The sequence below is a fragment of the Bradyrhizobium sp. SZCCT0231 genome (assembly GCF_018130245.1).
GTDB lineage: Bacteria > Pseudomonadota > Alphaproteobacteria > Rhizobiales > Xanthobacteraceae > Bradyrhizobium > Bradyrhizobium japonicum_F.
This window is the reverse complement of the sequence record NZ_JAFCKP010000031.1, coordinates 1-20,299: the sequence shown is the minus strand read 5'-3', so window position 1 is coordinate 20,299 and position 20,299 is coordinate 1. Positions and strand designations below refer to the sequence as shown.

Annotated in this window: 19 protein-coding genes; 11 read left to right on the top strand and 8 right to left on the bottom strand. The window is 66.1% G+C overall.

Features of this window, described 5'->3' with window-relative positions; genetic code table 11:
* Positions 1-67 precede the first annotated feature (67 nt).
* Genes JQ566_RS33770 through JQ566_RS33760 form a run of 3 tightly spaced genes read right to left on the bottom strand, consistent with a single transcriptional unit; the run spans position 68 to position 3,244 of the window.
* A complete protein-coding gene (locus JQ566_RS33770) occupies positions 68-838 on the bottom strand; it encodes a CPBP family intramembrane glutamic endopeptidase (RefSeq protein WP_212380465.1) in 771 nt (256 codons plus the stop codon).
* Positions 839-860: 22 nt separating this feature from the next.
* Positions 861-2,504 carry an acyl-CoA dehydrogenase family protein gene (locus JQ566_RS33765; RefSeq protein ID WP_212380463.1) on the bottom strand — a complete coding sequence of 548 codons (1,644 nt, stop codon included), beginning with the start codon at positions 2,502-2,504 and terminating at the stop codon, positions 861-863.
* A gap of 20 nt (positions 2,505-2,524) precedes the next feature.
* Positions 2,525-3,244, bottom strand: a complete 720-nt coding sequence (locus JQ566_RS33760; RefSeq protein ID WP_249139963.1) for a M15 family metallopeptidase — start codon at positions 3,242-3,244, stop codon at positions 2,525-2,527.
* Positions 3,245-3,518: 274 nt separating this feature from the next.
* Here JQ566_RS33760 and JQ566_RS33755 point away from each other — a divergent pair, with 274 nt between their 5' ends.
* The 4 genes from JQ566_RS33755 to JQ566_RS33740 all read left to right on the top strand — a co-directional run bounded on the left by JQ566_RS33755 (position 3,519) and on the right by JQ566_RS33740 (position 7,829).
* Positions 3,519-4,466, top strand: coding sequence for an aspartate carbamoyltransferase catalytic subunit (locus JQ566_RS33755; protein WP_122402883.1), 948 nt, complete (start codon positions 3,519-3,521; stop codon positions 4,464-4,466).
* Positions 4,466-5,773: a dihydroorotase gene (locus JQ566_RS33750; RefSeq protein ID WP_212380459.1), complete on the top strand. Its 1,308-nt coding sequence runs from the start codon at positions 4,466-4,468 to the stop codon at positions 5,771-5,773. The genes JQ566_RS33755 and JQ566_RS33750 overlap by 1 nt, the downstream gene beginning before the upstream one ends.
* Positions 5,774-5,820: 47 nt before the next feature.
* On the top strand, positions 5,821-6,417 hold the full coding sequence (gene plsY / locus JQ566_RS33745) for a glycerol-3-phosphate 1-O-acyltransferase PlsY (RefSeq protein ID WP_212380456.1): 597 nt from the start codon (positions 5,821-5,823) through the stop codon (positions 6,415-6,417).
* A 224-nt stretch (positions 6,418-6,641) separates the two neighbouring features.
* Complete coding sequence (locus JQ566_RS33740; RefSeq protein ID WP_212380454.1) at positions 6,642-7,829, top strand: patatin-like phospholipase family protein; 1,188 nt, start codon at positions 6,642-6,644, stop codon at positions 7,827-7,829.
* Here JQ566_RS33740 and JQ566_RS33735 read toward each other — a convergent pair.
* Positions 7,821-9,065, bottom strand: a complete 1,245-nt coding sequence (locus tag JQ566_RS33735) for an amidase (protein ID WP_212380452.1) — start codon at positions 9,063-9,065, stop codon at positions 7,821-7,823. The two genes, JQ566_RS33740 and JQ566_RS33735, sit on opposite strands and share 9 nt — an antisense overlap.
* Positions 9,066-9,156: 91 nt before the next feature.
* Between JQ566_RS33735 and dprA the strand changes: the two genes are divergently transcribed.
* Positions 9,157-10,299, top strand: coding sequence for a DNA-processing protein DprA (gene dprA / locus JQ566_RS33730; protein WP_212380450.1), 1,143 nt, complete (start codon positions 9,157-9,159; stop codon positions 10,297-10,299).
* Between the two features lie 164 nt (positions 10,300-10,463).
* On the opposite strand, the gene JQ566_RS33725 is transcribed toward dprA, so the two are convergent.
* On the bottom strand, positions 10,464-10,895 hold the full coding sequence (locus tag JQ566_RS33725; protein WP_212380448.1) for a winged helix-turn-helix transcriptional regulator: 432 nt from the start codon (positions 10,893-10,895) through the stop codon (positions 10,464-10,466).
* An 83-nt stretch (positions 10,896-10,978) separates the two neighbouring features.
* On the opposite strand from JQ566_RS33725, the gene JQ566_RS33720 reads away from it, so the two are divergent.
* On the top strand, positions 10,979-11,587 hold the full coding sequence (locus JQ566_RS33720; protein ID WP_212380446.1) for an FMN-dependent NADH-azoreductase: 609 nt from the start codon (positions 10,979-10,981) through the stop codon (positions 11,585-11,587).
* A gap of 75 nt (positions 11,588-11,662) precedes the next feature.
* Here JQ566_RS33720 and JQ566_RS33715 read toward each other — a convergent pair whose 3' ends face one another.
* A complete protein-coding gene (locus tag JQ566_RS33715; RefSeq protein WP_212380444.1) occupies positions 11,663-11,845 on the bottom strand; it encodes a hypothetical protein in 183 nt (60 codons plus the stop codon).
* Positions 11,846-12,000: 155 nt separating this feature from the next.
* Positions 12,001-12,774 (bottom strand): SDR family oxidoreductase, encoded by a 774-nt coding sequence (locus JQ566_RS33710; protein ID WP_212380442.1) that lies wholly within the window; start codon positions 12,772-12,774, stop codon positions 12,001-12,003.
* Positions 12,775-12,896: 122 nt separating this feature from the next.
* On the opposite strand from JQ566_RS33710, the gene JQ566_RS33705 reads away from it, so the two are divergent.
* Positions 12,897-13,364 (top strand): winged helix-turn-helix transcriptional regulator, encoded by a 468-nt coding sequence (locus JQ566_RS33705; RefSeq protein WP_212380440.1) that lies wholly within the window; start codon positions 12,897-12,899, stop codon positions 13,362-13,364.
* A 226-nt stretch (positions 13,365-13,590) separates the two neighbouring features.
* Here JQ566_RS33705 and JQ566_RS34765 read toward each other — a convergent pair whose 3' ends face one another.
* On the bottom strand, positions 13,591-13,734 hold the full coding sequence (locus tag JQ566_RS34765; RefSeq protein ID WP_245326802.1) for a hypothetical protein: 144 nt from the start codon (positions 13,732-13,734) through the stop codon (positions 13,591-13,593).
* Positions 13,735-14,059: 325 nt separating this feature from the next.
* Here JQ566_RS34765 and topA point away from each other — a divergent pair, with 325 nt between their 5' ends.
* The 4 genes from topA to JQ566_RS33680 form a co-directional block, all read left to right on the top strand.
* Positions 14,060-16,825, top strand: coding sequence for a type I DNA topoisomerase (topA, locus tag JQ566_RS33695; RefSeq protein WP_212380438.1), 2,766 nt, complete (start codon positions 14,060-14,062; stop codon positions 16,823-16,825).
* A 7-nt stretch (positions 16,826-16,832) separates the two neighbouring features.
* Positions 16,833-19,181, top strand: a complete 2,349-nt coding sequence (rnr, locus tag JQ566_RS33690) for a ribonuclease R (RefSeq protein WP_212380436.1) — start codon at positions 16,833-16,835, stop codon at positions 19,179-19,181.
* On the top strand, positions 19,175-19,615 hold the full coding sequence (locus JQ566_RS33685) for a DUF983 domain-containing protein (protein WP_212380434.1): 441 nt from the start codon (positions 19,175-19,177) through the stop codon (positions 19,613-19,615). Before rnr ends, JQ566_RS33685 begins: the two co-directional genes overlap by 7 nt.
* 32 nt (positions 19,616-19,647) lie before the next feature.
* The coding region (locus tag JQ566_RS33680) for an NUDIX hydrolase (RefSeq protein ID WP_212380432.1) at positions 19,648-20,299 on the top strand (652 nt) is incomplete at its 3' end.

Here is a 20,299-nt window from a genome sequence, read left to right as displayed (position 1 = left end):
GGTACGAGGCCGCGGCACGGAAGCCGATGCCGATGGGGAAGCCTTTTCGAGGTCCGACATCCGCGTGCTATGCGCCCAGCCACATCGTCAGCACCACCGCGGTCAGATTGTTCAGCGCATGCAGCACGATGGTGAGCCACAGCGAGCCGGAGCGATAGCGCATGTAGCCGAACCACAGGCCGATGCTGAAGACCTCGGCGAGGAAGTAGATGTCGTATTGCAGGTGCACGATTGTCCAGATCAGCGACGACAGCAGGATCGCGCCTGATACCCGCAGGAAGCTCGCCGACCAGCCGCGATAGAGGAAGCCCCGCGCCAGAATCTCTTCCGACATCGGCGCGGCCACGCTGAAGGCGAACAGAAGCGACAGCGCAGCACCCTTGTCGCGTCCCGATTTCAACAGATCGGTCATGAATCCCGGCGTCGCCTCGCGGCCGAGCGCGCGCGACATCGTCTCCCAGACCAGCACGATCAGGATGAGGCCGACGGCGCCGAACAGCAGCTGCTTCCAGGACGGCCAATGCAGCGCGAGATAGTCGACGAAGGACGCCTTCTTGATGCGAATGGCCAGCCAGACCGCGGCCAGCGTCGCCGGCAGGCCCATGATGACCGAGAGCGCGAGCGTCTGCGGCTCACGGCCGATGAGCTGAAGCGAGGCGAGGTCCATGGGAAGACCGCGCTGCGCCGCCAGCAGGACGACGGCGCCGATCTGCCCGACGAACATCGCGACGAAGATGACGAGGCCCCACAGCGCCGTGCCCCAGAACTTCCAGACACGTGGCGCGTGCTCCGCTGGCGTCATGACGAGAGGCGGATGATCAGGATTGAGGGAGTCCATCGGGAGGCTTTCGTTGGGAGAGTTACGGCAGCGCCCGCTCCAGCAGCGCGCGCACTTCGCCGCTGTCGAGCTCGACCGCGCCATACATGCTGGCGTGATTGGCCGCGAGGCGCGTGCTCGCGAACAATTCGGCATTGTGCGGCGACACGCCGCTGAGCGCGGCGGCGGCGGCAAGCAATGCCAGCTTCTCGACGGCAAGGCGTGCGACGCGCTCGCCGTCGGCGCGTCGAAAAGTCTTGCCGATGAACGCGACCGCCTCACCGGCCCCCGGCAGGCCCTTCGTGTCGGCCGCAAGCGATTGCAGCACCGCCATTGCCGGCTCCGGCTCGCGCGAGAGCGCGCGGAGCACGTCGAGGCACATCACGTTGCCCGAGCCTTCCCAGATCGCATTGACCGGCGACTCGCGATAATGGCGTGCCAAAATGCCGTCCTCGACATAGCCGTTGCCACCGAGGCACTCCATCGCCTCGTAGAGGAAAGGCGGCGCGCTCTTGCAGGTCCAGTATTTGATCGCGGGCGTCAGCAGCCGCATATAGGCAGCCTCCGCCGCATCGTGGGGCGTGCGGTCGAAGGCGCGGCAGAGCCGCATCACCAGCGCTGTGCTCGCCTCCACATGCAGCGCCATGTCCGACAGCACGGCCTGCATCAGGGGCTGGTCGGCAAGATGCTTCTGGAACACGCTGCGGTGCCGTGCATGATGCAGCGCATGGGCGAGGCCCGAGCGCATCAGGCCGACGGAAGCGATCGCGCAATCCTGCCGCGTCAGCTGCACCATCTGGATGATGGTGCGGATGCCCTTGCCCTCCTCGCCGACCCTTTCTGCATAGGCGCCGACGAACTCGACCTCGGACGAGGCATTGGAGCGGTTGCCGAGCTTGTCCTTCAGCCGCTGGAACTGGATGGCGTTGACCGAACCATCCGGCGCAAAACGCGGCATGAAGAAACAGGTCAGCCCGCCATCCACCTGCGCCAGCACCAGGAACGCATCGCACATCGGCGCCGACATGAACCATTTGTGGCCGGTGATGCGATAGCCGTCCCCGTCGCGCACCGCGCGCGTCATGTTGGCGCGCACGTCGGTGCCGCCCTGCTTCTCGGTCATGCCCATGCCGAGCGTCATGCCGCGCTTCTGCCACCACGGCGCAAAGCTGGGATCGTAGCTCCTGGTCGACAGCACCGGCATCACGCGCACGAGCAGATCGGGCTGCATCGCCAGCGCACCGACGGCGGCGCGCGTCATGGTGATCGGACAGAGGTGGCCGGTCTCGACTTGCGCGGCGATATAGAATTTCGCGGCACGAATGACTTCGGCGGCATCGCCGGCAGGTTTTCCATCCGCCGTCCACGTCGAATTGTGTACGCCCGCATGCGCACTGTGCGCCATCAGCTCGTGATACGAGGGGTGAAACTCGACCTGGTCGCGGCGATTACCCTTGGCATCGAAGGTGCGCAGCTTCGGCGTGTTCTCGTTCGCGACGCGCCCGCGATCGGCCATCGCCGCCGAGCCCCAATGCCTGCCGAATTCCGACAGCTCGCGTTCCGCCTTAGCCCCGCCATTGGCCCTGACCGCCTCGACCAGCGGCCGGTCCGTGGCGAACAGGTCGACGTCCTCGAACGGCGGCGACTGATTGAAGACCTCGTGGGTCGCAAAGCTCGGCTGGGTCATCAGGTTTCCTCGGCGCGTAATCAGTTCCGGCGCGGCTGGATCGGGAAATCATAGGCTGCCCCGCCCGCCCCCGGCAGGGAAAAATGCCACCACTCCTTCGAATAGTTCACAAAGCCTTGCCTGGCCATCGCAGCCACCAGCCGCTTGCGCCAGGCGCGCTGCTCCGGATTGATCGAGGTTGCCGCGGTATGCCCCTTCGCGTCGGTACAGTCGTAGCCGGTGCCCATGTCGACACTGCCCTCCGGCGCCCGCGCCTCGACCGGCGCCGTGCAATCGGCATAGGTTTTTGTCGGGTCGTATTTGGCGGAATTATCGGCTTTGAGATCGACCAAAGTGAGATCGAGCGCTGCACCCGTGGAATGCTGCGAGCGGCTCGCAATGTAGCCGAGGCGGAACAGCTCGGTCTTCGGGATCTTCGGGTTGTAGCGCCGCTCGGCCGCCGTCTCATGACCGTTCTGCGACCACCTCACCATATCAATCGAGGCCCGCGCCGGCCGGTAGCAGTCGAACATTTTCAGCGACAGGCTCTGTGCGGCCAGCTCCTCCTGGACCGCCTTCAGCCGCAGCCCCACCTCGCGCTTCACCACGCATTCGCCGGCGCCGTAGCCGGCAAGCGGACGGCCGACGAAATTGTTCGATGTGGCGTAGCGGATGTCCTGGATGATGCTGGGATCGATGTCGCGCAGGTACACGAAGCCGCCGGGGAGAGGTTCGGCGTGGGAAGGCGAAACGATAGCCATCACGACAGTCGCAATCAGAAGTGATCTCACGCTATGGCCTCCGACCGTCATGGCCGGGCTTGTCCCGCCTGCGCGGCCGAAGGCCCGGCCATCCACGTTCTTTTGCGTCAAATGCGATAGAAGATCGTGGATGCCCGGGACAAGCCCGGGCATGACGGGAGAACGTAGGGACAGGCCACGCCACAGCGACCAAACGGACAGATCAGGGGATAACTCGCCTCCCGCCGTTTGCCCCTTGCTCCCCCCGCCATCCCCCCCTATAGCTCTGCCTTTAATGACATCGAAATCGACCTTCGTCCTCGGCCACCGGCATTTGCTGGGCATCGAGGGCCTTTCCGCGGCCGACATCAGCGGCCTCCTCGACCTGTCCGAAGAATATGTCGAGCTCAACCGCCAGGTTGACAAGAAGCGCACTGTCCTGCGGGGACGGACGCAGGTGAACCTCTTCTTCGAGGCCTCCACCCGGACCCAATCCTCGTTCGAGCTCGCCGGCAAGCGGCTCGGTGCCGACGTCATGAACATGTCGGTGTCCTCGTCCTCGATCCGCAAGGGCGAGACCCTGATCGACACCGCCGTGACGCTGAACGCGATGCACCCTGATATCCTGGTGGTGCGCCATCACGCCTCGGGCGCGGTGGAACTGCTGGCGCGCAAGGTTGACGGTTCCGTGATCAATGCCGGCGACGGCGCGCATGAGCATCCGACCCAGGCGCTGCTGGATGCGCTCACCATCCGCCGCAACAAGGGCCGGATCGAGGGCCTCGTGGTCGCGATCTGCGGCGACGTGCTGCATTCGCGCGTCGCCCGCTCCAACATCATCCTGCTCAACACCATGGGCGCCCGCGTCCGCGTCGTCGGCCCCTCCACGCTGCTGCCAACGGGCATCGAGCGGATGGGCGTCGAGGTCGCGCGCGACATGCGCGAGGGTCTCGAAGGCGCCGACATCGTCATGATGCTGCGGTTGCAGCGCGAGCGCATGAACGGCTCCTTCGTGCCATCGTCATCGGAATATTTCCATTATTTCGGGCTCGACCAGAAGAAGCTCGCCTACGCCAAGCCGGATGCGCTCGTGATGCATCCAGGCCCCATGAACCGCGGCGTGGAGATCGACTCGATCGTGGCCGACGGCGCGCAGTCCCTGATCCGCGAACAGGTGGAGATGGGCGTCGCCGTGCGCATGGCCGTGCTGGAAGCGCTCGCCCGTAACCTGCCGAACGCGTGATGCCGATGTTGATCGACCGCCGCCCCATCCTGCTCGCCAACGCCCGCGTCGTCGATCCCTCCAGGGATTTCGATGGTGTCGCCGACGTTCTCATTGCCGACGGCACCATCCGCGAGACCCGCCGCGGCATTGGCGCGGCCGGGGTGCCCGAGGGCACCGACATCGTCAACTGCTCCGGCAAGATCGTGGCGCCGGGCCTGATCGACATGCGCGCCTTCGTCGGCGAGCCCGGCCTCAGCCACCGCGAGACCTTTGCCTCGGCGAGCCAGGCCGCCGCGACCGGCGGCATCACCACCATCATCTGCCAGCCCGATACTTCTCCGGTGATCGATAACTCGGCGACGGTCGACTTCGTGATGCGCCGCGCCCGCGACACCGCGATCGTCAACATCCAGCCGATGGCGGCGCTGACCAAGGGCATGCATGGCGAGGAGATGACCGAGTTCGGCCTCCTGAAGGCGGCCGGCGCAGTCGCCTTCAGCGACGGCGACAAGAGCGTGACCAACGCCCAGGTGATGCGCCGCGCGCTGACCTATGCCCGCGACTTCGACGCGCTGATCGTGCATCACACCGAGGACCCCAACCTGGTCGGCGAAGGCGTGATGAACGAGGGCGAGTTCGCGACCCGGCTCGGCCTGATGGGCATCCCGAACGCCGCCGAAGCCGTCATGCTGGAGCGCGATCTGCGCCTCGTCGCCCTCACCGGCGGCCGGTATCACGCGGCTTCGCTGACCTGCATCGATTCCCTCGACATCCTCCAGCGCGCCCGCGACGCCGGGCTCACGGTCAGCGCCTCGGTCTCGATCAACCATCTGGCGCTGAACGAGAACGACATCGGCCCTTACCGTTCGTTCCTGAAGCTGTCGCCGCCGCTGCGCACCGAGGACGACCGCCGCGCGCTGGTGGCGGCGCTCGCCTCCGGCCTGCTCGACGTCATCATGTCCGACCACAATCCGCAGGACGTCGAGGTCAAGCGTCTGCCGTTCGCGGAAGCCGCTCCCGGCGCCGTCGGCCTCGAGACCATGCTGCCGGCCGGCTTGCGGCTGGTGCATAATGGCGAGATGGAGCTGAAGACGCTGATCCGCGCGATGTCGACCCGGCCGGCCGAGCTGCTCGGGCTATCAGGCGGAACCCTGCGCGCCGGCAGCCCGGCCGATGTCATCGTGATCGACCCCGATACGCCCTGGGTGGTCGATCCCGCCGATCTCAAATCGCCCTGCAAGAACACTCCGTTCGACGAGGCCCGCTTTACAGGCCGCGTGGTGCGCACGATTGTCGGCGGGCGGACGGTGTATGAGCATGTCTGACGTGAGCGTTCGTTCGACGCGGAGAATGGGCCTTTGGAGCTGCCGCCATGGGGCTTGAAGCATATTTGCCGGTGGCCTTCGTCATCGGCTATCTCCTCGGCTCGATTCCATTCGGGCTGGTTCTGACCAGGCTCGCGGGCACGCAGGATATCCGCTCGATCGGCTCCGGCAGCATCGGCGCAACCAATGTGCTGCGGACGGGGCGCAAGAGCCTTGCCGCGGGCACCCTGCTGTTCGACGCGCTCAAGGGCACCGTGGCCGTCGTGATCGCCGGCTACATCGCAGGCCCCAATGCCGCCATGGTGGCCGGGCTCGGCGCTTTCCTCGGCCATCTCTTCCCGGTCTGGCTGAAGTTCAGGGGCGGCAAGGGCGTGGCGGTCTATATCGGCATCCTGCTCGGGCTGTTCTGGCCGGGCGCCGTCGTGTTCTGCCTGCTCTGGCTGGCCACCGCCTTCACCACCCGCTACTCCTCGCTCTCGGCGCTGGTGGCGGCCTTCATCACGCCGATATTCCTGTGGTGGTTCGGTCACCTCGCATTGTCCGCACTGGCAGCAGTGCTGACGCTGCTCTTGTTCTACGCGCATCGCGAGAACATCAAGCGCTTGCAAGCCGGCAAGGAAAGCCGGATCGGCGAGAAGGCCTAGAGCGTTTTCGAGCGAAGTGGATGCCGGTGCGCGTCAAGAAAACGCGTCAAGCAAGAATCTGAAGCCGGAAAAAGTACTGATATCGCCGCACCCTTTCCGCATTATCTGCCAAATCCTGTTCGCAACCTTCGCAGCAGTTGAGGCAGACAGTAGCGAACGGGTTCCATGCCTGTCATCCTGACACAGGAAACGGCGTTACGCGGTTTGCTCAGAATGAGCGAGAGATGATCGGCGCGCATGACGGGGATGGTTCGCGAGGTGCTTCCGGCACCGCGGCAAGCCGGCTGCTCTCGGCGACCAGCATCTGGTCCGACGCGCCAGCGCCTGCCCCTGTTTCACGGCCAGCGCCGCCGCCTGAGCCCGTCGCGCAAGCCGCCGCTCCGCTCGATAGCGTGGTCACCAAGGCTGCACCGGTCGCGCCCGCGCAGGCGCGTTCCGACCATTGGCCGCCGCGAAAGCTTTCGCTGGCGCTGCAGGGCGGCGGCACCTTTGCCGCCTTCACCTGGGGCGTGCTGGAGCGGCTACTGGAAGAGCCTGATGTCGCGATCGACACCATCAGTGGCGCCAGCGCCGGCGCCATCAACGCGCTGCTGCTCGCTTGCGGCCTTGCCGAAGGCGGCCGCGAAGGCGCCCGGTCGCGACTGAGCCGGTTCTGGGTCCGGCTGATGCACGAGGCCTCGTTCCGCTCGCTGATGCTGATCGGCGGCTTTTCGCCGGCGGGAAGCTCGGTCGCGTTCGGCCCGACGCTGCGCTCCGGCCAGTTCGATCCGTTCGATCTCGATCCGCTGCGGCAGGCGGTCTCGCGTGACATCAACTTTTCCGCCTTGCGCGATGCGCGGTGCCCGAAGCTGCTGATCGCGGCGACGCGGATCCGCGACGGGCAGCAGCAGATTTTTGGCAACGAGGCCATCACCGCCGACGTCGCGCTGGCCTCGACCTGCCCGCCGCTGGTCCATTGTGCGGTCGAGATCGACGGCGAAGCCTATTGGGACGGCGGCCTTGGCGGCAACCCGCCGCTGCTGCGGCTGGTGCAGCAAACCGCGGCGACCGATCTGCTGCTCGTTCAGGTGACGCCGACGCGCGACAGCTATGTGCCGATCACGCTCGCCGCGATCGACCGTAGGCTCGACCAGATCGCGGCCAACGCCGCGCTCAATGCCGAGATCGCGGCGATCGAATGGGCGCAGGCCCATGCCGCGCCCTCGCTGCGGCTCTCCAGGATCGCGGCCGAAGACACCGTTGACGGCCTGGCGCAGCGCTCATCGACCGATCTCGGCCGCGGCTTCATTCGCCTGCTGCACCGGAGCGGTCGCGAGGCCGCCGAGCGCTGGCTCGGACAAGGTGCAAGAGCCGACGCAGCGCCCTCAGCGCCCGCTCCGGCCCTTGTTTCTTCCGAACCCGCGCTAGCCTGATTTCGCCAGCGCCTCCTCCAAGAACCAGGCCGTCGCGAGTGCGAGCGGATCGTTGCCGAAGCGCGCGATCACCTGCACGCCAACAGGCAGGCCGCCGACCTTCAGCACCGGCACGTTGACGCAAGGATTGCCCATCAGCGTCCAGAGCCGGTTGTAGCGGGGATCGCCGGTGGTCGCGAGCTCCTTGGCCGGCGCCGTGCCCGGCGCTGAATAGGTCAGCAGCACGTCGATGCCCTCGAACAATTCACCGAGCTCGCGCCGACCGCGACGGCTGATGCGGCGCGCCTCGTCATATTCCTTCGGCGTCAGCCCGACCGTCGCATCGAGACTGGCGCGCAGCATCGGCGCGATCTCGTCGTGACGCTCGGAAAATTCCCAGGCGAGCGCGCGATGCGCCTCAAAGTCCTGGACGATCGGATGGATGCGCCAGGCCTCCTGCACCGCCTCGGGCAGATCGATGGTCTGCACGCTGGCACCGGCGCGCATCGCCGCCTTGATTACCGCTTGCAGCCCCTCTTCGGCCGCCGGCTCCACGGCGCCCGCGAACTCCTGCCTGACCACGCCGATGCGCGGCGACTTCGCCGGGGTGATGCCGGAGAACTCCGTGCGCCCCGTCATCGCCAGCAGACCACGCGCAAGATCCTCTGCCCGGGCGCCGAACAGGCCGACCGTGTCGAGCGCCCATGAATAGCACTTCACGCCAACCGTCGGCAGCATCCGGAACGACGGCTTGATCGCGGCCGTCCCGCAATACGCCGCGGGCCGGATCACCGAGCCGCCAGTCTGGGTGCCCAGCGCCAGCGGGATCATGCCGGCGCCGACAGCCGCGGCCGAGCCCGAGGAGGAGCCGCCCGGCGAATGACCTGTATTGTGCGGATTGCGCGTCGGCGTCGGATCGCGCGAGGCGAACGCGGTCGTGGTGGTCTTGCCGATGATGGTGGCCCCTGCCCGCTTCAGCATCATCACGACCGGCGCATCGCTGCGCGGCTGCCAGCCGCGATAGATCTCCGAGCCCATCTCGGTCGGCATATCAGCGGTGTCGATGATGTCCTTGATGCCGACGGCAATGCCGCGCAGCGGCCCGGAGCCTTGCGCCTTAGCCGACTTGTCATGGCGGACGAAGGCCTGGACGTCCTTCTCCTTGGCCTCGATCGCGGCGTGCGATTGGGCGATGGCGGCCTCTGGCGAAAGCTTTCCCGCTTCGATGCGGCGCTGGAGGTCGGCAAGTGAGATCATGGCAAAATCCTTTTTATTGCCATCGCTTTTAGCATCGCAGCGAGGTCGCGCAAGCGCACGTCCCTGTTGCGCAACGCCCTCAGGTTGTTCCATGCTGTCCCTGCAAGGAGACACCGTGGACGCCATCAATCCGAGTGTGGAGCTGACCGAGGCTGAGCGGATCGACCGCCTGCGGCTGATCCGCTCCGACAATGTCGGGCCGCGCACCTTCCGCTCGCTGGTCGATCATTTCGGCAACCCGCGCGCGGCGCTGGAGCGTTTGCCGGACCTGGCCCGCCGCGGCGGTGCGCAGCGATCGGGGCGCATCTGTAGTGCGGATGAGGCAAAGGCCGAGCTCGCCGCAAGCCGCAAGTTCGGCATCGCCTGGCTCGCGCCCGGCGAGGACGGCTATCCGGCACGGCTGGCGATGATCGATGATGCACCGCCGCTGCTCGCCGTGCGCGGCGACACGAAAAGCCTGATGCGGCCGATGATCGCGATCGTCGGCTCGCGCAACGCCTCCGGCGCCGGCTTGAAATTCGCCGGCCAGCTCGCGCGTGAGCTTGGCGAAGCCGGTTTTGTCGTCATCTCGGGCCTCGCCCGCGGCGTCGACCAGGCCGCGCATCGCACCAGCATCGAGAGCGGCACGATTGCCGTGCTCGCCGGCGGGCATGACTGCATCTATCCGCCCGAGCATGGCGACCTGCTCGCCGCGATCCTGGATCACGCGGGCGCCGCGATCTCCGAAATGCCGCTCGGCCACGAGCCGCGCGCCCGCGACTTTCCCCGTCGCAACCGGCTGATCTCGGGCGCCTCGCTCGGCGTCGTCGTGGTGGAAGCGGCACACCGCTCGGGCTCGCTGATCACCGCGCGCATGGCGGCCGAACAGGGCCGCGAGGTGTTCGCGGTGCCCGGCTCCCCGCTCGATCCGCGCGCCGCCGGTGCCAACGACCTGATCAAGCAGGGCGCAACGCTCGTCACGGAAGCTGCCGACATCATCAACGCGGTGCAGCCGATCATGGAGCGGCCGCTGATGCACCCCGCGGGCGAGCCCGACAGCGAGCCATTCGAGAGCGATCCGCAGGGCCACGATCGCGACCAGATCATCGGCCTGCTCGGCCCTGCGCCGATCTCGATCGACGATCTCGTCCGGATGTCCGGCGCCTCGCCCGCGATCGTGCGCACCGTGCTGCTGGAGCTCGAGCTGGCCGGAAAGCTCGAACGCCACGGCGGCGGACTGGTGTCGCTGCTGTAGTGGTGTGCCTTCGACGTCGTTGACTGGAAAGGCGTCATTCCGGGGCGGCTCGAAGAGCCGAACCCGGAATCCATTCGTCCACCTGGTCTGCGGCTAAATGGATTCCGGGCTCCCTCGCTTCGCTCGGGCCCCGGAATAACGGCGTGAACTGTCGAGTCGCAACGCTAACCCTCGTTACGCTGGTCGAACTTCGTGCGCGCGGCCTCGATCTGATCCAGATGCTCCTTCGCCCATTTGCCGAGCGCCTCGACGGGCCGCGACAGGCCGCGGCCGAGATCGGTCAGCTCATAGTCCACCCGCGGCGGAATGGTCGGGAAGATCGTGCGCGTGACGAGGCCGTCACGCTCGAGGCCGCGCAGCGTCAGGGTCAGCATGCGCTGCGAGATGCCGTTGATCATGCGCTTGAGCTCGTTGAAGCGCTTCGGCCCGTCGCTCAGCATCATGATGACGAACACGCTCCATTTGTCGCCGACGCGGGACAGCACGGAGGCGACCCCGCGGCAGTCCGCATGGTTGGGATCCGGCCGCGCAGGCAAGTCGGGCCGCTCGTAACAGGCAGGCAATTCGGTGTTCTCAGGTTCCAATAATGTGCCCATGGCTCAAAAAAGTGCGTTCTTGCGGGGATTTCGACAGTCACTCATGTAGCGCTGGTTACAAACTTATACCAGGGTGACCCCACATGAAACTGCTCCATATCGACTCCAGCGTGCTCGGCCCCCACTCCGTCAGCCGGCAGGTTTCCGCCGCCATCGTCGACCGCCTCAAGCAGGCCACGCCCTCGCTCGAGGTCGTCTATCGCGACCTGAGCCAGACCCCGCTCGCCCATCTCTCCGGCTCGCATCTCGCGGCCGCGCAAGGCGCCCCGGCGCCGGCGGAACTCGGGCCCGACCTCGCCGCAAGCGCCGCCGCGCTGGAGGAGTTCCTGGCCGCCGACATCGTCGTCATCGGCGCGCCCATGTACAACTTCACCATTCCCAGCCAGCTCAAGGCCTGGATCGACCGCATCCTGGTGGCGGGGAAGACTTTTAAGTATGGCGCGGCCGGGCCGGAGGGGCTCGCCGGCGGCAAGCGCGTGATCGTCGCGATCTCGCGCGGCGGCTATTACGGCGCGGGCACACCCGCCGCAGCGCTGGAACACCTCGAAAGCTATCTGCGCGGTGTGTTCGGGTTCATGGGCATCCACAATGCCGAGTTCATCATCGCCGACGGCATCCAGGTCGGACCGGATCACCGCGAGAAAGCACTTGCGGGCGCGCTTCAGGCCGCCACCAGCCTGCACGCGGCCTGAGATCATACCGGCGTCATCGGTCGCCGCAGGATCGTCTGCGGCGGCTGATCGACGGGCTCGCGCGTTCTGCAAAACCTAAAACCAGATGCCCTGCTTGCCCAGGATCACGGCAACGAGCGAGACGAACAGCCCAATCCCGGAGAACAACGCGATGGCGACGAACTCGGACGTCGCAGAACGCCTGGCCGGAACGGCAGGTCTTTCGGTGAACACGCGCGGCGACGAAATCGACGCGAAAATGCGGGCCGCTTTTGTCATGACCGACTCCGTTAAGTAATGAGTCTGCCTCCTGCCCGTAAAAAGGTCTTTGCAGCTTGCGCGCAGGTTCAACACCTCGTCAATGCATCTCAAGACGTAGGAACCGGCAGGCGCAACCACGCTGCGCCGGCCGATTCAATTTGCACTTGATTTGATCAGCCGCGATAGATCGGCGCGCCGCTCGGGGATGCCACCGCGCCGCCGTCGACGAAGATTTCCTGGCCCTGCACATGCGCGGCATCATCGGAAGCGAGGAACAGCACCGTCTTCGCGACGTGATCCGTTTCACCGAGGCGGCCGAGCGGCGTCATCAGCCCGATCCGCTGCTCGAACACCTTTTCGGCTTCGGGCGTCGCGGTCGCAGGCCCCCAGATCGGGGTGCGGATCGCGCCCGGCGCCACGACATTGACACGGATTCCGCGCGGCGACAGCTCCGAGGCCATGATCCGCGCCATCGCCCGCACGCCGGCCTTCGCGGCGCCGTAAGCGGAGTAACCGGGAATGCCGAGCACCGAGATCACCGAGCCGTTGAGGATGATCGAGGCATTGTCGTTGAGATAGGGCAGCGCGGATTGCACGGTGAAGAACACGCCGGTCAGATTGGTGCTGATGACCTTCTCGAACACCTCTGGTGTCGCCGAGCCCAGCGGCGTGCCGCCGGCGATGCCGGCATTGGCGAACACGATGTCGAACTTGCCGAACTTTTCCGCGCCCTGCTTGATCGCAGCTTCCGTCGCCGCGATGTCGGTAGCATCGGCGGCGAGCGCGAGCGCGTTCGGCCCGAGTTCCTTGGCAGCCGTCGCCAGCGTCTCCTTGTTGCGCCCGGTGATCACCACCTTGGCGCCCTCGGCCACGAACAGTTTTGCCGTCGCAAGCCCGATACCGCTGTTGCCGCCGGTGATCAGGGCTGTCTTGTTCTTCAGTCTCACGCTCGCCTCCAGTAGTTGCATGATGAAACTACTTTGCGATCTAGGGCAATTGGTTTTATAATGCAACCACACAAGCGCGTGATCGGCGCGGGCGCCGTGCGAATACGCCAGGACAGACGACGATGGTGAAACGAACGAGCTTCGAGGGCGATGCCTGCCCGATCGCGCGGTCGCTGGAGGCGCTCGGCGACTGGTGGTCGCTCTTGATCATCCGCGAGGCGCTGTTCGGCGTCCGCCGCTTCGGCGAGTTTCAGAGCAAGCTCGGCATGGCCAAGAACATCCTCGCGGCGCGCCTGCGATCGCTGGTCGACCACGGCATTCTGGAAACCGCCCCCGCCTCCGACGGCAGCGCCTACCAGGAATATCTGCTGACGCCCAAGGGCCGTGGCACCTTCCCGATCCTGGTGGCGCTGCGGCAATGGAGCGAGGAGTTCGACGACGCGCCTGAGGAGATCGCGACCATCCTGGTCGATCGCGAAAAAGGCCGCCCGGTCAAGAAGCTCGAAATGCGCGCGGAGGATGGGCGGCTGCTCAGTCCGGCGGACACCATGCTGAAGCCGAGGCCTACGCCGCTGCGAAGGTCGGCGTGATAACGGCGAACTGCTACCACCCCATCATTGCGAGCACATATCTATCACCGTCACCCTGAGGTGGCCGCTTCTTCGGCGGCCCTCGAAGGGCGACGGCCCGGCTGGCACCTCGGCCGTTCATCCTTCGAGGCTCGCGGCGCGATGCCTGGCATCGCGCCACTCGCGCCTCCAGCGACGAGCGCTATGCGCTCGCGCGGGGATGACGGGACTGACAGAGATCCGGGCCTCACGACAGCTTGCGCTTGGTCCGCAGCCGCAGATGCTCATCGGCCTCGAGCTGCGTCATCCCTAGGAGATAATGCAGCACGTCGAGCTTGTGACGCTCGGCCAGCTTGCGCAAGGCGGCCACCTGCTCGGCGATGAAGGCCACCGCCTCATCCGCCCCGCCCTCCCCCGGTTCCTCGTTGCGCGAGCCCCCTGGCACGCCTGATACAGCGCGCGCCCGTTTCTTTCCCGGCCTTGTCACCAGACCCCACCCCGAATCCATGCCCCACAGAGGACACTACGCCGACATGGATCGCAACTCCAAGGTGGTGTTTTACAACTTTCTCGATATGAAACTTTTCCCATTCGGAGCGCTTTCAACACCCCTCGATTTGACAGCGGAGGCCTCACCACCCATGTTCGGGGCGAAACGGCCGACCCGAGTCCTTTCGTTTTCGGCCTGAGATTTTCCCGTAAGCCACTGGAACTAAATGAATATCGTCATTGTGGAGTCGCCGGCGAAAGCCAAGACGATCAACAAATATTTGGGCTCGTCCTATGAGGTTCTGGCCTCGTTTGGCCATGTCCGCGATCTCCCGGCGAAAAACGGCTCCGTCGATCCCGACGCCAATTTCAAGATGATCTGGGAGGTCGATCCCAAGGCGGCCGGCCGGCTCAACGAGATCGCCAAATCCCTGAAGGGGGCTGACCGCTTGATTCTCGCCACCGACCCCGATCGCGAGGGCGAGGCCATCTCCTGGCACGTGCTGGAGGTGATGAAGGAAAAGCGCGCGCTGAAGGACCAGAAGATCGAGCGGGTGGTGTTCAACGCCATCACCAAGCAGGCGGTCTCGGACGCGATGAAGCACCCGCGCCAGATCGACGGCGCGCTGGTCGACGCCTATATGGCGCGCCGCGCGCTCGACTACCTCGTCGGCTTCACCCTCTCCCCCGTGCTGTGGCGCAAGCTGCCGGGCGCCCGCTCGGCCGGCCGCGTGCAGTCGGTGGCGCTGCGCCTCGTCTGCGACCGCGAGCTCGAGATCGAGAAGTTCGTGCCGCGCGAATATTGGTCGCTGATCGCGACCCTGCTCACGCCGCGCGGCGATGCCTTCGAGGCCCGCCTCGTCGGCGCCGACGGCAAGAAGATCCAGCGCCTCGACATCGGCACCGGCGCGGAAGCCGAGGATTTCAAGAAGGCGCTCGAGCTGGCGACCTACGCCGTCACCGCGGTCGACGCCAAGCCGGCGCGGCGCAATCCGCAGGCGCCCTTCACCACCTCGACGCTGCAACAGGAAGCCAGCCGCAAATACGGCTTTGCGCCGGCGCACACGATGCGCATCGCCCAGCGCCTTTATGAAGGCATCGACATCGGCGGCGAGACCACCGGACTCATTACTTATATGCGAACCGACGGCGTGCAGATCGCCCCCGAGGCGATCACCCAGGCGCGCAAGGTGATCGGCGAGGACTATGGCAACGCCTATGTGCCGGACGCTCCCCGCCAGTATCAGGCCAAGGCCAAGAACGCCCAGGAAGCGCACGAAGCGATCCGCCCGACCGACCTCTCGCGTCGCCCCGACAGCATGAGCCGCAAGCTCGATGCCGACCAGGCCCGGCTCTATGAGCTGATCTGGAAGCGCACCATCGCGAGCCAGATGGAATCTGCCGAGCTCGAGCGCACCACGGTGGACATCGCGGCGAAGGCCGGCGGCCGCACGCTGGAGCTGCGCGCTACCGGCCAGGTCGTGAAGTTCGACGGCTTCCTTGCGCTCTACCAGGAAGGCCGCGACGACGAGGAGGACGAGGATTCCCGCCGCCTGCCCGCGATGAGCCCGAACGACGCGCTCAAGCGGCAGTCGCTGTCCGTCACCCAGCACTTCACCGAGCCGCCGCCGCGCTTCTCGGAAGCATCCCTCGTCAAGCGCATGGAAGAGCTCGGCATCGGCCGGCCCTCGACCTATGCCTCGATCCTCCAGGTCCTGAAGGACCGCGGCTACGTCAAGCTGGAGAAGAAGCGCCTGCACGGCGAGGACAAGGGCCGGGTCGTGGTCGCATTCCTCGAAAGCTTCTTTGCCCGCTACGTCGAATACGACTTCACCGCCGGCCTCGAAGAGCAGCTCGACCGCATCTCCAACAACGAGATCTCCTGGCAGCAGGTCCTGAAGGACTTCTGGACCGGCTTCATCGGCGCCGTCGACGACATCAAGGATCTGCGCGTGGCGCAGGTGCTCGACGTGCTCGACGACATGCTGGGCCAGCACATCTATCCGCCGCGCGCGGATGGCGGCGATATCAGGCAGTGCCCGAACTGCGGCACCGGCCGGCTCAATCTGAAGGCCGGCAAGTTCGGCGCCTTCGTCGGCTGCTCGAACTATCCGGAGTGCCGCTACACCCGCCAGCTCGCCGCCGATGGCGAGGCGACCGCCGACCGCTCGCTCGGCCAGGATCCCGATACGGGTCGCGATGTCTGGGTCAAGGCCGGCCGCTTCGGCCCCTACATCCAGCTCGGCGAGCAGAAGGATTATGAGGAAGGCGAGAAGCCCAAGCGCGCAGGCATCCCGAAGGGCACCTCGCCCAGCGATGTCGATCTCGAGCTTGCGCTGAAGCTCTTGTCGCTGCCGCGTGAGATCGGCAAGCATCCGGAAACCGGCCAGCCCATCACGGCGGGCCTCGGCCGCTTCGGACCGTTCGTGAAGCACGAGAAGACCTATGCCAGCCTGGAAGCCGGCGACGAGGTGTTCGACATCGGCCTCAACCGCGCGGTGACGCTGATCGCGGAAAAGGTCGCCAAGGGCCCGAGCCGCCGCTTCGGTGCCGATCCCGGTAAGGCGCTCGGCGAGCATCCGACGCTCGGCACCGTCACCGTCAAGAGTGGCCGCTACGGCGCCTATGTCACCGCCGGCGGCGTCAACGCGACGATCCCCGCCGAGTTCGAGAAGGATACGATCACCCTGCCGCAGGCGATCGCGCTGATCGACGAGCGCGCGTCCAAGGGCGGTGGCAAGACCAAGGCCAAGAAGGCGGCGAAGCCGGCCAAGGCCAAGAAGGCTGCAGAGAAGGCTGCGGACGGCGAGGACGCCGCGCCAAAACCGAAGAAACCGGCCGCGAAAAAAGCCGCGGCCAAGACCAAATCCGAATCCACCAGCAAGGCGCGCGCCGCCGTGCCGTCGACGGCCAAGACTTCCGCCACGAAGCCGTCATCGACCAAGGCAGCCGCCCCTAAGGCTCCGGCCAAGAAGAGTGCCGGCAAGAGTTAGAGGTTAAGTGAAACGCACGAATGACCGTGGCTTTCCCGACAGGAACGCCATCGTCGCCTTCATCAAGGCAAATCCGGGAAAGGTCGGAACTCGCGAAATTGCGCGCGAGTTCGGCCTGAAGAACGCCGATCGCGCCGAGCTCAGGCGCATGCTGCGCGAGCTCGCCGATGACGGCGTCATCAAGAAGAAGCGCCACAAGGTCTCCGAGCCGGACGCGCTGCCGCCAACCCTGCTCGCCGACATCACCGGCCGCGACAGCGACGGCGAATTGATCGCCTCCCCCGCCGAATGGGACGAGGTCGAGAGCGGCGAGCCGCCAAAGATCCTCATCGAGATGCCGCGCCGGGCCAAGCCCGGCACCGCCGCCGGCGTCGGCGACCGCGCCCTGCTGCGCGTCGATCGCTCGGGCGATGACGAAGGCCCCGCCTATCGCGGCCGCATCATCAAGGTCATCGACAAGGCCAGGAGCCGCATCCTCGGCGTGTTCCGCAGCCTTCCCGAAGGCGGCGGACGGCTCGTCCCCGTCGACAAGAAGTTCGCCGACCGCGAGCTGAACATCGCGAAAACGGACACCCAGGGCGCGCAGGACGGCGATCTCGTCAGCGTCGACATCGTCCGCTCGCGCGGCTTCGGCCTCGCCTCCGGCCGGGTCAAAGAGAAGCTCGGCTCGGTCAAATCCGAGAAGGCGATCAGCCTGATCGCGATCTACGCGCACGACATTCCCTTGCAATTCTCCTCCGCCGCGATGCGCGATGCGGAAGCGGCGGAGCCAGCGAACCTGAAGGGACGCGAGGACTGGCGCGACGTCCCGCTCGTCACCATCGATCCGCCCGACGCCAAGGATCACGACGACGCGGTGCATGCGCGAGCAGATGACGATCCCAACAACAAGGGCGGCTTCATCGTCAACGTCGCCATCGCCGATGTCAGCTTCTACGTCCGCTCGGGCACCGCGCTCGACCGCGATGCGCTCGACCGCGGCAACTCGGTCTATTTCCCCGACCGCGTCGTGCCGATGCTGCCCGAGCGCATCTCCAACAATCTCTGCTCGCTGGTGCCGGGGGAGCCGCGCGGGGCGCTCGCGGTGCGGATGGTGCTCGGCCCCGACGGCCGCAAGCGCTCGCACAGTTTTCATCGCATCCTGATGCGCTCGGCGGCCAAGCTGCATTACGCGCAGGCGCAGGCCGCGATCGACGGGCGGCCCGACGACACCACCGGCCCCCTGCTCGATCCGATCCTGAGGCCGCTCTATGCCGCCTATGCCTGTGCCAAGCGCGCGCGCGACGAGCGCGATCCGCTCAATCTCGATCTGCCGGAGCGCAAGATCCTCCTGAAGAGCGACGGCACGGTCGACCGCGTCGTCGTGCCGGAGCGTCTCGACGCGCACAAGCTGATCGAGGAATTCATGATCCTCGCCAACGTCGCCGCGGCCGAGATGCTGGAGAAGAAATCGCTGCCGCTGATCTACCGCGTGCATGACGAGCCGACGCTCGAGAAGGTCCACGCACTCGCGGAATTCCTGGAGACGCTCGACGTCCCCTTCACGAAATCAGGCGCGCTGCGCCCGACGCTGTTCAACCGCGTGCTGGCCCAGCTTGAAGGCCATGACTACTACCCGCTGGTGAGCGAGGTCGTGCTGCGCGCCCAGGCGCAGGCCGAATATTCCGCGGAGAACTACGGTCATTTCGGCCTGAACCTGCGCCGCTACGCGCACTTCACCTCGCCGATCCGCCGCTATGCCGACCTCGTCGTGCACCGCGCACTGGTGCGCGCGCTCGGCCTCGGCGAAGGCGCCCTGCCCGACAGCGAGACGCCGGAATCGCTCGGCGAAGTCGCCGCGCATATTTCGCTGACCGAGCGGCGCGCGATGAAGGCGGAGCGCGAGACCGTCGACCGCCTGATCGCACATCACCTCGCCGACCGCATCGGCGCCAGCTTCCAGGGCCGCGTCTCCGGCGTCACCCGCGCCGGCCTATTCGTCAAGCTGAGCGAGACCGGCGCCGACGGATTGATCCCGATCCGATCCCTCGGCACGGAATATTTCAACTATGACGAGAGCCGACATGCCTTGGTCGGTACGCGCAGCGGCACCATGTATCAGCTCGGTGACGTCGTTGACGTCCGTCTGATAGAAGCTGCCCCGATCGCGGGCGCGTTGCGCTTCGAGCTGCTGTCGTCGGAGAGCGAGAGCGGCCCGCGCGAGCGCAGGCCATTCCGCCCGCAGCGCAAATCATCAAAGGCGCAGCCCGGACGCAGCCCGGAGAAAAAACGCAAGCCGGAGAAGCAAAAATCTGCCAAGGGCAAGAAGGCCAAAGGAAAGAACAAGGGAAAAGGCAAGAAGGGCAAGGCATGGTAACGACGAGCACGGCCCCAAAGATCTGGACGCGCGAGACGGGTCTCGCCGAGAAGCGCGATGTCTTCCTGGCAATGAAGCGCGGCTTTCGCGGCCGCTGCCCGCGCTGCGGTGAGGGCAAGCTGTTCCGCGCCTTCCTGAAGACGGCGGACAACTGCGCAACGTGCGGCCTCGACTTCACGCCGCATCGCGCCGACGATCTGCCCGCCTATCTCGTGATCGTCATTGTCGGTCACATCGTGGTGCCGGCCGTCTTGTGGATCGAGACCAATTACACCACGCCGGTCTGGATCGGCTTCGCGGCCTATCTGCCCTTCACCTTCGTCGCATCGCTCGCGCTGCTGCAGCCCGTGAAGGGAGCTGTGGTCGGCTTGCAATGGGCTCTGCGCATGCACGGGTTTGACGAGAACCCGCCGGATGGTATTCCGCCAGTGTAAGCAAAATAAGCAAGAACAGTTCGGGTGAGGACATGACGGATATTGCGCAAGTTGCGGAGAAAGCAAAAATCCACGAGGGCAAGGAAGCCGACCACCATCCCTATTTCCGCCCGAAGGATGCGGCGACGCTGATCCTGGTCGATCGCAGCGGCACCGTTCCGAAAGTTCTGGTCGGCAAGCGCCACGACAAGGTGGTGTTCATGCCCGGAAAGTTCGTCTTCCCGGGCGGCCGCGTCGACAAGGCCGATTATCGCGTGCCCTGCGCCGCGCCCATCACCGCCGAGCTGGAAGCCAATCTCGCCAAGGGCAGCCCGAAGACCCCGGCCTCGCGCGCGAAGTCGCTCGCCATTGCCGCGATCCGCGAAGCCTGTGAGGAGACGGGTCTCTGCCTCGGACGCAAGGCCGAAGGCAAGCTGGAAAAGCTCGAAGGCCCCTGGCAGCCGTTCGCGGATGCGGGCCTGCTGCCCGATCCCTCCGGCCTGTTCCTGATCGCGCGCGCGATCACCCCGCCCGGCCGCGTCAAGCGGTTCGACACGCGCTTCTTCACGGCCGATGCCTCCGCGATCACCCATCGCGTCGAGGGCGTGATCCACGCCGACGCGGAGCTGGTCGAGCTGGTCTGGGTCGAGCTCGGCTCGAAGCCGCTCGCCGATCTGCATCCGATGACGCGCAACGTGCTCAACG